At 71.6% G+C, this 13678-nt stretch carries 8 protein-coding genes and 1 tRNA gene; 2 read left to right on the top strand and 7 right to left on the bottom strand.

Features of this window, described 5'->3' with window-relative positions:
- Positions 1-292: 292 nt before the first annotated feature.
- From ACZ42A_RS31195 to ACZ42A_RS31185, 3 genes are read right to left on the bottom strand one after another with little or no spacing between them, the layout of a single operon-like run.
- Positions 293-2365, bottom strand: a complete 2073-nt coding sequence (locus tag ACZ42A_RS31195; RefSeq protein WP_468530640.1) for a dipeptide ABC transporter ATP-binding protein — start codon at positions 2363-2365, stop codon at positions 293-295.
- Positions 2362-3243: an ABC transporter permease gene (locus tag ACZ42A_RS31190; protein WP_468530639.1), complete on the bottom strand. Its 882-nt coding sequence runs from the start codon at positions 3241-3243 to the stop codon at positions 2362-2364. The genes ACZ42A_RS31195 and ACZ42A_RS31190 overlap by 4 nt, the downstream gene beginning before the upstream one ends.
- Positions 3240-4223: an ABC transporter permease gene (locus tag ACZ42A_RS31185; protein WP_468530638.1), complete on the bottom strand. Its 984-nt coding sequence runs from the start codon at positions 4221-4223 to the stop codon at positions 3240-3242. The genes ACZ42A_RS31190 and ACZ42A_RS31185 overlap by 4 nt, the downstream gene beginning before the upstream one ends.
- 179 nt (positions 4224-4402) lie before the next feature.
- On the opposite strand from ACZ42A_RS31185, the gene ACZ42A_RS31180 reads away from it, so the two are divergent.
- The gene (locus ACZ42A_RS31180; protein ID WP_468530637.1) at positions 4403-6112 is read left to right on the top strand and encodes an ABC transporter family substrate-binding protein; all 1710 of its coding nucleotides are present in this window, start codon (positions 4403-4405) and stop codon (positions 6110-6112) included.
- Here ACZ42A_RS31180 and ACZ42A_RS31175 read toward each other — a convergent pair.
- The 4 genes from ACZ42A_RS31175 to ACZ42A_RS31160 all read right to left on the bottom strand — a co-directional run bounded on the left by ACZ42A_RS31175 (position 6055) and on the right by ACZ42A_RS31160 (position 12146).
- Positions 6055-7299, bottom strand: coding sequence for an IS701 family transposase (locus ACZ42A_RS31175; protein WP_468530806.1), 1245 nt, complete (start codon positions 7297-7299; stop codon positions 6055-6057). The genes ACZ42A_RS31180 and ACZ42A_RS31175 overlap by 58 nt on opposite strands.
- Positions 7300-7368: 69 nt before the next feature.
- Complete coding sequence (locus ACZ42A_RS31170; protein ID WP_468530636.1) at positions 7369-9516, bottom strand: AGE family epimerase/isomerase; 2148 nt, start codon at positions 9514-9516, stop codon at positions 7369-7371.
- A complete protein-coding gene (gene glgX, locus ACZ42A_RS31165) occupies positions 9506-11653 on the bottom strand; it encodes a glycogen debranching protein GlgX (RefSeq protein ID WP_468530635.1) in 2148 nt (715 codons plus the stop codon). The genes ACZ42A_RS31170 and glgX overlap by 11 nt, the downstream gene beginning before the upstream one ends.
- Positions 11654-12058: 405 nt before the next feature.
- Positions 12059-12146 (bottom strand) — tRNA-Leu (locus tag ACZ42A_RS31160).
- Positions 12147-12347: 201 nt separating this feature from the next.
- Here ACZ42A_RS31160 and ACZ42A_RS31155 point away from each other — a divergent pair.
- On the top strand, positions 12348-13673 hold the full coding sequence (locus tag ACZ42A_RS31155; protein WP_468530634.1) for a M20/M25/M40 family metallo-hydrolase: 1326 nt from the start codon (positions 12348-12350) through the stop codon (positions 13671-13673).
- Positions 13674-13678: the final 5 nt, after the last annotated feature.

Below are 13678 nucleotides of genomic sequence, written 5' to 3'. Positions count from 1 at the left end.
CTCGAATAAACTTGACTTGACCTGTCGAGTCCCATGACCATATAAGTAATCCACTCGCCATTAAGGATCGTCAAAGAATGGAGAAAAGGAGTGAATTCAAAAGCGTTGGTGACTCTCGTGGCGACTCTCTTCGTCACCGGTCTGCTCTGCGGTCTGGCCTACATCACGGCAGGTCAGCCTGAGTACAGCAGGGTCCAACCCGCAAAGGAAGCCGCAATAGGCGGGGGCCCCTGCTGCCGTTAGCGACAGGCGGGGAACCGGCCTGCCGGTCACCCGGCGGAATGCGCCCCGCTCACCCTTGTGGCCCCGCGGGAAAATGACAGGCGACCGATCGGCCGCCTCCGGCGGATATATCCGCCACCGGCGGAGCCTCCCGCTCGCAGCGGATCCGCTGCCCGGGCTCCAGCCCTGTGAACCGCGGACAACATGGCCGGAACCAGCACCCCGCCGCGCTCTCGCCGACCGCAGGCGGGTCGCCCCGCGAGGCGGAGGATCCCGCCCGCGCCACCGCCGGATCCGGGACCGGAACGGCCGCCAGCAGCGCCTGGGTGTACGGATGCCCGGGCCGCCCGAACACCGCACGGACCTCGCCGGTCTCGACGACGCGACCGGCGTGCAGGACCGCGACCCGGTCGGCGATGTGCCGCACCGCCGCCAGATCGTGGGAGACGAACAGACACGCCGGGCCCGGGTCCTCCCTCAGCCTGCGCAGCAGATCGAGGATCCCGGCCCGTACCGACACGTCCAGCGCGGAGACCGGCTCGTCCAGCAGCAGCAGCTCCGGCTCGACCGCCAGCGCGCGGGCGATGGCGACGCGCTGCCGCTGTCCGCCCGAGAAACGATGCGGATACGCGGCGGCGTCCCGCGGGTCGAGGCCCACCAGACGCAGCACCCGCGCCACCCGGTCGGCGACTTGGTCGGCCGGCCACCGGTGCGCCAGCAGCGGCTCGGCGACGATGTCACCGACCGGCATCCGCGGATCGAGGCTCGACATCGGGTCCTGCGGCACGAACTGCACCGCGGCCCGCAACCGCCGCTCCGCGGCCCGGGAGAGCGCCGAGACGTCCTGACCGAGGACCTCGATCCTACCGCGCTGCGGCGCCGTCAGGGAGATCACCTCCAGGAGCGTGGTCGACTTCCCGCTCCCGGACTCGCCCACCAGGGCGAGCGTCTCGCCGCGGCCGACCTCCAGGTCCACCCGCTCCACGGCGCGCACCTCACCCGACCGCGCCCGGCCCCGCCGCCACCCGCCGGCACCGGGCGCGGGAAACGACCTGGCGAGCCCGGTGATCCTGAGCACGGGGTCCGGCCCGGCGCCCCGCACCGGGGGCGCCGGCCGGTGCCTGGACGGCGGGAACAGCTCGACGGCGGTGCGCCGTTCGGCCTCCCCGCCGCGATGACAGGCGGCCAGATGCCCGCCTTCCCCGAGGAGTTCCGGCTGGGCCACCTCGCACTCCGGCACCGCGAGCGGACAGCGCGGCGCGAAAGCGCACCCCGGCCCGGCCTCGCCCGCCGCCGGCGCGACACCCGGCATCGGCGTGGGCGGGACGTCCGTGTCGATCCGCGGTACCGAGCCGATCAGCCCCTTGGTGTACGGCATCCGGGGCCGGGCGAAGAGCGCCGCGGCCGGAGCGCTCTCGACGATCCGCCCGCCGTACATCACCGCGACCCGGTCCGCCGCCCCGGCCACCACCCCCAGATCGTGGCTGACCAGCAGCAGCGCCGCACCCGTCGCGCGCCGCGCGGTCACCAGGGCCCGCAGCACCTGGTCCTGCACCGTCACGTCCAGGGCGCTGGTGGGTTCGTCGGCCACGATGACGTCCGGGCGGTTGGCCATCGCCATGGCGATCATCGCCCGCTGCCGCGTCCCGCCCGACAGCTGGTGCGGATAGGAGTCGGCGACCCGGCCCGGCTCGGCCACGCCCACGGCGTCCAGAAGCCCGGCCGCCACCCGCCGCGCGGCCGCCCGGCCGGGACGCGGGCGCTGATGGATGCGCAGTGCCTCGCCGATCTGGTCGCCGATCCGCTGCACCGGGGAGAGCGCGGTCAGCGCGTCCTGGAAGACCATCGCGATACGCCGGCCCCGCAGCCGCGCCAGCTCCCGCGCCGGCAGACCGGTCGACTCCCGGCCCAGCAGCCGGACCGAGCCCGACACCCTCAGCTCCGGCGGGCACAGCCCGAGCAGGGCCAGCGCGGTGAGGCTCTTGCCCGCACCCGACTCGCCCACCAGCGCCAGCACTTCACCCCGGCGCAGCTCCAGGTCGACCCCGCGCACCAGCGGCAGCGCGGGGCGGCGGCGGCCCGCGGGCCGCTCGATCCGCAGTCCCCGGGCCGCCAGGAGCACCTCGTCCGGGCCCGCGGTCACGGTGTGCTCCGCACGGGCGCGGCCGTCGCCGACTCCGCTCCGGCCGGGTCGAGCGCCGTGCGCAGCGCGTCCCCGATCAGATGGCACGCCAGCACCAGCAGCACCAGCAGCCCGGCCGGGACGCAGAACATCCACGGATAGGTGGTCGGCACGTCGGAGGCGTCGGCGATCAGCGTCCCGAGCGACACGTCCGGCGGCTGCACTCCGAAGCCGAAGTACGACAGCCCGGTCTCGCCGATCACCGCCGCGGCCACCGTCACCGTCGCGTCCGTGATCAGGAAGGACGCCAGGTGCGGCAGGATGTGCCGCCGGATCACCGTGATCGGGCCGACCCCCGTGTACCGGGCCACCGCCACGAACTGACGCTCCTTCAGCGACCTGGTCTGGGCGCGCACGGCCCGCGCGGTGACCATCCAGCCGAAGGCCGCGATCAGCCCGGCGTACGCGAGCCAGCCGGCCCCGCGCAGCCGGGGCGCGACGGCCATCAGCACGAGGAACGCCGGCACCACCAGCATCAGATCGACGAGGAACATCAGCGCCCGGTCGGTCCAGCCCCCGACATACCCGGCGCACACCCCGACGGCCGCCGCGAGCACGGTCGACACGGCCGCCGCCAGCGTCCCGACGAGCAGCGACTTCTGCAGGCCCCGCGCCGCCTGGGCGAAGACGTCCTGGCCGATCCGGTTGGTGCCGAGCCAGTGCCGGGCGGAGGGCGGGCTGTGCAGCGCCCCGTAGTCGACGTCGGCGTATCCCCACCCGGTCAGGTGCGGTCCGGCGAAGGCGAACGCGCACAGCGCCAGCAGCAGCGCCGTACCGGCCACCGCCCCCGGGGAGCGCACCAGCCGTCGCCGTACCGCCGTGCCCCGCGCGGAGCTCACGCCCGCCGCACCCGCGGATCGAGCGCCCGGTGCAGCGCATCGGCGAACAGCCCGGCCAGCAGCACCAGCGCGGCGGCGAACACCTCGACGGCGACGACCGCGTGCACATCGCCCTGGTGCACCGCGTCGACGAACCAGCTGCCCAGACCGTGCCAGCCGAAGATCCGCTCCGTGAACACCGCCCCCGTGAACAGGGCCAGGAACCCGAACGAGAAGACCGCCGTCAGCGGGATCAGGGAGATCCGCAGCCCGTGCCGCAGCAGCGCCCGCCCGGGGGTGAGCCCCTTGGCCTGCGCGGTGCGCAGATGCTCCGAGGCGAGGACGTCAAGGGTCGCCGCCCGCTGATACCGGCTGTACAGCGCGATCGCCCCCAAGGCGACGGAGACCGTGGGCAGCGCCAAGTGGACCAGAGCATCGCGGAGTTGGGTCAGCGGGCCGCCGTCGAGGCCGGGGGTCCGTTCGCCGGTGTAGCGGATCACCGGACGGCCCGCCGCGTCGTTGACGGCGAGCGCCCCGGCCTGCAGCAGCAGCCCGAGCACGAAGGGCGGCACCGCCAGCACCGCGAACGAGAAGACGGTCAGCGCCCGGTCCGGCAGCCGCCCCCGCCGCACCGCCGCCCACACCCCGGCCAGCACCCCGAGCACCGTCCCCACGACGGTGCCCGCCAGCAGCAGGCGCGCGGTGACCCCGACCCGCCGGCCGAACTCGGCGCTCACCGACGTCCCGTCGAGCGTGCGGCCGAGATCCCCGTGCAGGGCCCGCCACGACCAGTGGACGAACCGCTCGGTGACCGGGACCCGGTCGCTCAGCCCCAGCTCCTCGAGCCGCCGGTCGACGACCGCGGCGGGCGGACGCGGAGTCCGCTCCTCGAAGTAGGCGCGCGGATCGAGAGCGGCGGAGGAAATCAGATAGGAGAGAAAAGTTGAAGCGAGAAGCAATATCAGACAGCGTGTCAGCCGTATTGCCGACGTTACGAGCATCGGGCATCCGTCCCCCCGGCAACGGGGGCGTTCCCCAACGTTCCCCCCCGTGCGCTTCACCAGCGTGACATGGGCCAATGCTAGGCTCTCGGCCCGCTCCCTGAAGACGTGTTCGTATTTCCGCGTGGCGGCGCCGGAGTTCGGCCAGGATGACTTCACGCCGAGGAGAGGGCAGCGCGATGACAGGGTTCCCGGGCCGCAGCGGACTGCTGGCGGCATTACTGGCGTGGACCACGCTGTGCGGTCTGCTGAGCGGATGCAGCCCCTCCGGACCCGGCACCGCCGACGGCCGGCCCTCGCGGCCCGCCGTCCCGGCCTACGGCCGCACCGACGTCAACCCCCTGCCCCGCCACGAGCTGCGGCAGGGCGGCACCCTCACCCTGCCGATGCACCAGTGGCCGACGCAGTTCAACCACCACCACATGGACGGCGCGCTCGACGAGATCTGGACCATCACCGGCCTGCTCGAGCCACGGCTGTTCGCCCGGGACGCCAAGGGCGTGCCCCGTCCCGTGCCCGACTACCTCCGCTCCGCCACCGTCACCTCCACCTCCCCCCAGACCGTCACCTACCGGCTCAACCCCAAGGCCCGCTGGTCCGACGGAAGATCCCTCGGCTGGCGCGACTTCGACGCCCAGTGGCGGGCCCTCGGCCGGGGCGACACCCGCTACCGGATCGCCGACCCCACCGGCTACGAGGACATCGCCTCGGTGCGCCGAGGAGCCGACGCGCACGAGGTGCGGGTGACCTTCAAGGAGCCGTTCGCCGACTGGCGGCGGCTGTTCACCCCGCTCTATCCGGCCGCCGCCTTCGACACACCCGAGCGGTTCAACGAGGACTGGCGGGAGCACGCGCCCATCACCGCCGGCCCCTTCCGGATCGGCGAACGCGACGCCACCGGACGCACGTTGACACTGGTCCCGGACCCCGACTGGTGGGGGACCCGCCCCCTCCTGGACCGCGTCGTCTTCCGCACCCTCGACCCCACCACCGCCGTCCAGGCCTTCCTCAACAAGGAGATCGACGCGGTCAACGCCGCGGCCGCCGATGTGTACGACCGGCTCGAAGGCGCCCGTGACACCGACATCCGCACCGGCTCCGCCTGGGACCACGTCCAGGTCGCCCTCAACGGCGCCGCCGGCCCCTTGGAGGACCCCGAGGTACGCCGGGCCGTACTGCGGGCCATCGACCGCCGTGCCCTCGCTGACGTGGCCGGCCAGGGTCTGCCGGTCGGCGTGCCCCTGCTCGGCAACCACTTCTTCATGACCAACCAGCCCGGCTACGCCGACCAGTCGGGGCGGTACGGCACCCACGACCCGGCCGAGGCCGAGCGCATCCTGGAGCGGCGCGGCTGGCACCGGGACGGCGACGGCGGAACCCGCACCAAGAACGGGCGGCCGCTGAAACTCCGCTTTCTCCTCAGCCAGTCAACCAACCGTCTCGGCCTCGATCTCTCCCAGCTGATCCAGCAGATGCTCGAACAGGTGGGATTCCAGGTGGAGATCCGGAAAGTCCCTGCGGACGACTACCTTCCGACATATCTCAACCGCGGGAATTTCGACCTGGCGATCTTCCGTTTCGTCGGCCTGACATTTCCCAGCTCCCTGCACCCCGTCTACCGGCAGACCGACGGCGAACAGATCTATGCGAACTACGGCAGGATTTCCAGCCCCCGCCTCGACGCCCTGCTGCGCGAGGCCGGCCACACCCTGGACGAAGGGCGCCGCACCCGGCTCTACCACCAGGCCGACGCCCTGATCTGGGAACTCGCCCACGACGTCCTGCTCTACCAGCGCCCGCAGGTGCTCGCCGTCCGCGAGGGCCTCGCCAACTACGGCGTCCCCGGCCTCGGCGACATCGACTTCACCGCCGTCGGCTGGGAACGGTAGGGCGCCGGCCGGGACCGGGACGGCCCGCACAGCGCGTCGAAGCCCAGCGCCACCGAGGCGAGGGTGACGTGATGGTGCCAGCCGCGGAACGACCGGCCCTCGAAGTCGGCCAGCCCGAAGTCCTCCTGCATCCGGCTCAGACTCCGCCCGGACAGCGCCCGCAGCTGGGCGAGCGGCAGCACGTCCGCCAGATTGCGGGCCGGCAGATTGGTCAGCCAGTAGGTGCGCGGGGTCGGCCGGCCGTACGGCCAGTCGGTGACCAGATGCCGGGGCCGGCGCGCCGGGCGGGACTCGGCCGGCCGTCCGGCCGCACCGGCCGGCTGCGCCTCCGTCTGCAGCAGCGCCGGCATGGACAGCACCTGAGACTGCCGCATCCGCGCCGTCGCCCGGTCCTGCCAGGCGATCGGCGTCCGCCCCCGGTGCTGCGCCGCGTGCACGGCCAGCTCCACCAGGGTGCCGCTGCCCTGCGGGGACCCGGCGCACGGCCGCGGCAGGGTCACCGCGACCGTGGGCGAGACCTCGACCAGGTAGACCAGGCCGCGCGCCTCGAGACCGCGCAGCAGCGGCGCCACATCGCCCTCGCCGCGCCAGTCGACCAGCACCGGAAGCGGCTCGAGGCACCACTCCTCCAGCATCTCGTCGACCGCTTCGAGGATGTACCGCCAGCGCGGCCGGCTGCGCTCGCCCTCCGGCACATGCGCCTGCCGGCGTAAGTCCTCGTCCCGGTCCCAGCGCTGCGGCAGCAGCAGCCGCCAGCTCACCGGCACCCCGCCGTGCCGGCCCACCAGCGAGGTGGCCAGCGCCAGCTGGCAGTTGACGGTGCGCTCCAGCGACGGCGCGTACTGCCGGGCCACCCCGACCGAGCGGTCGCCGTTCTTGGCGAAGACGACCTCGTCGACGCACCAGGCCTCGGTGGCGAAGGCCTGGTCCAGCTGCCCGGCCAGCCTCCGCCGCACCGGGCCGCACGGCCACGGGCTCTGGTTGACGAACTGCTGGATCTGCTGGACAGCCCGGCGCCCCAGGACCTGCTCGGAGATCCGGGCCGGCGTCTTGCGGCCCGGTACGTCCAGCAGTCCCCGGACGTACACCTCGCCCCAGCGCCGCTGGTCGGAGCGGGCCAGTGTGCCGAAGAGGTCCTGACAGTAGGCGGAGAAGTCCACCGGCTCGGCCGGCATCCCGGCCGGCATCGGCCGGAGCGCGGAGTCGTCCGCCCCGGCGGTGCGGTACAGGGGAGGCAGGGTGGTGGTCACGTCTCTTCAGTCCTCCTCGCCTTCCAGCACGAAGGCGTCGGTGGCCAGCAGGGCTTCGCGGACCTCGGGCAACACGGAGCCGACGACGACGAAGTCGACGTCCAGGCCCGCCTTGGTGCGCTGCACGAGCAGTTCGTTGACGGCGGGCCGGCACATCTCGGTGACCTCGCCCAGGTGGAACTCCACCCGCTGCGGACCGGCGGCCATCACCTCGCCGAGCACCCGGCGGAACTTCTCCAGCTCGGTGCCGTCGACCGCGCCGCCGCACCGCACATGCGCGGTGCCGCCGTCGAACTCGCCGCGGATCCGCAGCCGCATCCGCACCGGCTCCAGCTCCACACGCACCCGGAGCGGTCCGTCGCTCTCCGGGAGCCGCACCGTCAGCTCCTTGGCGTCGAAGTGGTGGTGCGGGCGGTCCTCGACCCACACCCGGGTCAGCTCCACCGAGCCGGGCGGCAGCAGATCGGGCGCCACCCGCAGCTCGCGGTTCGGCAGATCGCCGGGCCGCGGCCGGAAGTGCAGGGTGAGCGGTTCATGGCTGATCAGCAGCCCGGTGTAGGCGGCGGCCAGGTAGCACAGCTCCAGCGCGTGGTAGCCGGCCATGGCGTGCGAGCCCTTCAGCCGCTCGGTGCCCACCAGATACGGGATGCCGTCGGCCAGCACGTTGAAGTAGACCCCGCCGTCCTGGTGGTCGAGGAAGAAGGCGTTGTAGAACGCCGCCGCCTCCCGCGCCAGCCGCAGCGAATCCGGGTCGCCGGAGGTGCCGGCCAGGATCAGATAGGCGAGGATCGCCTGCTCCTGCTGCCACCAGGCCTTGCGGTCGTGCCAGACCATGCGGTGGATGCCGCTGTCCGGGTCGGGCCGCCGCTCCACCACGTCGTACCAGCCGCCGCGCTGCTGGTCGCTGCCGACCGGCGGCATGATCTCCCCGATCCGGCGGGCCGCCTCGGCGTACTCGGGCTTGTCGTGCAGGGCCCGGATCCGGGTCAGGTTCCAGGCGATCTTCAGGTTGTGCCCGACCACCGCCCGGTCCTGCTGCCAGCCCCAGGTGCGGTCCGGGCTCCAGTCCTCGTGGAAGCGCTCCTGGACGAAGGGGCTGTCCGGCTCGTCCGGGAACCGGGCCACGATGGTGTCCGCGGTCTCCTCCAGCAGCTCGGCGAAGTCCTCGCGGCCGGTGGCCAGATAGGCGTTGATCAGATACGCCGGGGCGTGGTCGCCGATGGAGTTCCAGTTCTTGCGCGAACGGTTGCGGCCGAGCGCGTCGTCGCACGGGCTGAGGTTGATCGGGTCGATGTGCGAGAAGAAGCCCCCGCGCTCCTCATCGCGGAAGTACCGCTGGAACAGGGCGACCGTGCGGTCGATGTCCTCCAGGATCCGCGGATCCCCGGTGACGCGGTACGTCTGGGTGGGACCGGCCAGCGCGTAGATCTGCTCGTACATCGGGATGGCGTCGAAGTCGTCGCCGAACTCCGAGGCGAAGACCTTGCGCCGCCCGGTCGGGGTGATGTCCATCCCGTGGTACCAGTAGACGATCCCGTCCTGCTTGTCGTCCACGCGCATGTACTGCCGGAGGTACTCGGTGCCGCTCTCGGCGGCGTCCAGGAACCGGTCCTCGCCGGTCAGCAGATACGCCGTGGACAGCCCGTAGACCAGCCGGGAGATGGTGTCGGTCTCCTGGCGCACGTTGTCCCCGGCGTGCTCCGGCAGATGGGCGCCGTCGAGGGTGAGGTGGGTGCGGTAGTTGCGCCAGTCGTACTTGCCGTCCGGGAACTGCCCGCGCAGATAGAAGTCGGCGATCGCGGCGGCCTGCTGCACCCACCACCTCGGGTGCTCGAAGACGTACTGGCCCCGGCTCTCCTCGGGAAAGGTGATCTCCTTCGCCTCGAACCGGGAGCCGCCCGGCCACTCGTAGAAGATCCCGTACGCGAACAGGAACCGCCCGGAGCCCAGCATGTCCCGGGTCTGTCCCGTGGTGTCGCGGTAGGGGTCGCCGAGATTGCGGACGATCCGGGAGACCACGTTGCGGGCCAGGTGCACGGTGTACTCGCGGCCGTCGGAGGTGCGCAGCCCGAACCGGTGCTGGGTGGGGCTGAAGTAGGTGACGTAGCCGGCGAGCGTGTCGGAGTAGGTACGGCGGTCGGCGTCAGTGCTCATCTGACGTGCCCTTCTCGTCGGGTAAGGCCACGAGCAGCACGACGCTGCGGCCGTGGGCGTGGAAGACATGGCCGTCGACGGCCTCCTCGTCGCCGGGGCCGAGCAGGTCGTGCGGTCCGGGGCAGGCCGTGTCCAGGACCCGGTACCAGCGGTGGCCGTCGACGGCCGGCAGCTCGAAGTCCAGGCCCAGGTGATACATGTTCAGGATCAGATGCAGATCCGGGTCGCCCTGGAAGCCGCCGAAGGTCGCGGCGAGGACCCGGGCGTCGGCGTGGTCCCAGCCGGGGCAGTCCAGCCGGGTGCCGTGCCAGGTGACGTCGGGCAGGCCCCGCTCGTTCGGGCGGGCGGTGAAGAAGCGCGGCTCGCGGAAGGTGCGGAACCGTTTGCGCAGGCCGATCACCCGTTCCGTGAAGGAACGTATCTCCGTCTCCTTCTCGGCCTGGTCCCAGTCCAGCCAGGAGGTCTCGTTGTCCTGGCAGTAGGCGTTGTTGTTGCCGTGCTGGGTGTTGCGGAACTCGTCCCCGGCGAGCAGCATCGGCACGCCCCGGCTGAGCATCAGGACCGACAGGAAGTTCTTGATCTGCCGCACCCGCAGCCGCTCGATCTCGGCCGAGTCCGTCGGCCCCTCGACCCCGCAGTTCCAGCTGAAGTTCTCGTGTGCCCCGTCCGCGTTCGCCTCGCCGTTGGCGTGGTTGTGCTTGTGGTTGTACGAGACCAGGTCGTTGAGGGTGAACCCGTCGTGACAGGTCACGAAGTTGATGCTGTTGGTGGGCAGCACCTGCTGCGGATAGAACAGGTCCGCCGAGCCGCCCAGCCGGGAGGCGATCTCCCCGACCAGCCCGGCGTCCCCGCGCACGAAGCGCCGTACGTCGTCCCGGAAGGGCCCGTTCCACTGCGCCCAGCGCTTCCCCGGGAACCGGCCGACCTGGTAGAGGCCGCCGCCGTCCCAGGGCTCCGCGATGATCTTCGTCTCGGCGAGCACCTGGGACAGCTCGATCGCCCACAGCGACGGCGGCACCGCCATCTCGTAGCCCATCGGCCCCCGGGACATCTCCGAGGCCAGATCGAACCGGAACCCGTCCACATGGTGCTCGGTGACCCAGTACTCCAGGCACTCCAGGATGAACTTGGTGACCATCGGGTGGTTGGCGTTGACCGCGTTGCCGCACCCCGTGAAGTCCATGTACCGGCTGCGGTCCTGCGGCCACAGGTGGTAATAGGCCTCGTTCGCGGCGCCCCGGAAGCTGATCGTCGGCCCGAACTCGTTGCCCTCGCTGGTGTGGTTGAAGACCACGTCGAGGATGACCTCGATGCCGGCCCGGTGCAGCGCCTTGACCATGTCGCGGAACTCGGTGATGTGCGCGGCCAGATGGGGTGCCGAGCAGTAGCCGGTGTGCGGGGCGAAGAAGCCGTACGGGTCGTAGCCCCAGTAGTTGCGCAGCGGGGTTCCTGCCGGTCCGGTGCGCAGCACGTGGGTGTCGTCGAAGTCGAAGACCGGCAGCAGCTCCACGGCGGTGATGCCGAGCCGCTTCAGCTCGGGGATCTTCTCCACCACGGCCGAGAAGGTGCCGGGATGGGTGGTCCGTGAGGTGGGGGAGGCGGTCAGCCCCTTCACATGCATCTCGTAGATGACCGTGTCCGCCATCGGGATGCGCAGCGGCTTGTCGCCCTCCCAGTCGTAGTCGTCCAGGTCGACGACCAGACTGCGCATGGAGTGCTCGACGTTGTCCGCCGCGCCGAGCGCCCGGGTGCGGTCCCAGCGGGTGTTGATGTTGGCCCGGGCGTACGGGTCGAGCAGCACCTTGCGGTGGTTGAACCGGGCCCCGGAGTGCGGGGTGTTGCGCGGGCCGTCGATCCGGTACGCGTACACCTGGCCCGGGCCGAGGCCTTCCACATGGCAGTGCCAGAAGTGGAAGCTGCGGTGCTGTTCCGGGTGCAGCCGGATCACCCGGGAGGGGAAGGGCGCGTCGCAGCGGTCGAACAGCAGCAGATCGACGCGGGTCGCGTGCTCCGAGAAGATCGAGAAGTTCACGCCGTCCGCGTCGACGGTGGCGCCCAGCGGCTGTGGGTGCCCCGGCGTGACTCTCGAGACCCTCTCCGGCCGGTGCTCCGTCATCAGGCTTGCCTGGGTCGTCACAGAGCGTCACCTCTTGTCACCTGGATTGTCGAGCACAGTCAAGTCACGAACCGGACAGCCCCCGTAGCCCGTCCGGCCTGCCGTTCACACGGCGCCTGACTGCGCCGGAATTAGTCAACAAGCTCAGTAAGATTCAGTCAAGCGCGTTGTAAAACCGGAGGGTTGCGCAGAGCGCGGCCCGTTCGGCGGGGAGCTGGGGGAGCAGGACTTTCCCGGCATGCGGCGGTCGCTCGGAAAACTTGCGGAACCTCCCGCGGCGCGGCGCGGAGGCGGGCGTTTCGGCCGTGTGTGGCGGAGGGGCGGGCGGAAAGCGGTTGCCGGAAGGGGGCCATTACGGGTCCCGGGCTCCCGGGCCACCCGTACACGACGGATCCCCCGGCCGCCGTAGCAGCCGGGGGATCCGGTTGGTGTCCGAGGGGGGACTTGAACCCCCACGCCCGATAAAGGGCACTAGCACCTCAAGCTAGCGCGTCTGCCATTCCGCCACCCGGACAAGGTGTCTGTCGTGCGGGGCGGTTTCCCCCGCGGCGACGACGTAAACATTACCAGGCTTTCGGGGGTGGCTGATCACCCCCGGGTCTCGGCCCGGTCTCACGTGAACGGCGTGTGACGGACCGGGCCCGCACTTGGGCCCCGCGGAACCGAGGAGGAGGATGTGGGGGAACCATCAGCGGCGACAGCGGGAGGAACCAGCGTGAGCCAGACGGGCACCGGCCAGGGCGTCACCGGCGAGGACGAGGTCGTCGACCTCTGCCGCGAGCTGATCCGCATCGACACCAGCAACTACGGCGACCACTCCGGCCCCGGCGAGCGCAAGGCGGCCGAGTACGTCGCCGAGAAGCTGGCCGAGGTGGGTCTGGAGCCGCAGATCTTCGAATCCCACGCGGGCCGCGCGTCCACCGTGGCCCGGATCGAGGGGGAGGACCCGTCCCGGCCCGCCCTGCTCCTCCACGGCCACCTGGACGTCGTACCGGCCAACGCGGACGACTGGACCCACCACCCCTTCTCCGGCGAGGTCGCCGACGGCTGTGTCTGGGGGCGCGGGGCCGTCGACATGAAGGACATGGACGCGATGACCCTCGCGGTCGTCCGCGACCGGCTGCGCAGCGGCCGCAAGCCCCCGCGCGACGTGGTGGTCGCCTTCCTCGCCGACGAGGAGGCGGGCGGCACCTATGGCGCCCGGTACCTGGTCGACCGGCACCCCGACCTCTTCGAGGGCGTCACCGAGGCGATCGGCGAGGTCGGCGGCTTCTCCTTCACCGTCAACGAGAAGCTGCGGCTCTATCTCGTCGAGACCGCCGAGAAGGGCATGCACTGGATGCGGCTGACCGTCGAGGGCACGGCCGGCCATGGCTCGATGACCAACAACGACAACGCCATCACCGAGCTGTGCGAGGCGGTCGCCCGGCTCGGCCGGCACACGTGGCCGGTCCGGGTCACCAAGACCGTACGGTCCTTCCTGGACGAGCTGTCCGACGCGCTCGGCACCGAACTCGACCCCGAGAACATGGACGAGACCCTCGCCAAGCTCGGCGGTATCGCCAAGATGATCGGCACCACCCTGCGCAACTCGGCGGCGCCCACCATGCTCGGCGCCGGCTACAAGGTCAACGTCATCCCCGGCCAGGCCACCGCGCACGTCGACGGCCGCTTCCTGCCCGGCTACGAGGAGGAGTTCCTCGCCGACCTCGACCGGATCCTCGGCCCGCGGGTGAAGCGGGAGGACGTGCACGCCGACAAGGCCCTGGAGACCGACTTCGACGGGCGGCTCGTGGACGCCATGCAGAGCGCCCTGAGCGCCGAGGACCCGATCGCGCGCGCCGTGCCGTACATGCTCTCCGGTGGCACCGACGCCAAGTCCTTCGACGACCTCGGCATCCGCTGCTTCGGCTTCGCCCCGCTCCAGCTGCCGCCGGAGCTGGACTTCGCCGGGATGTTCCACGGTGTCGACGAGCGGGTGCCGGTCGACGGGCTGAAGTTCGGGGTCCGGGTGCTCGACCGGTTCCTCGACGCGTCCTGATTCGT

Source organism: Streptomyces sp. NPDC030838 (assembly GCF_055572035.1).
The sequence above is the reverse complement of the archived record's forward strand: the minus strand, read 5'-3'. Positions and strand labels throughout refer to the sequence as shown.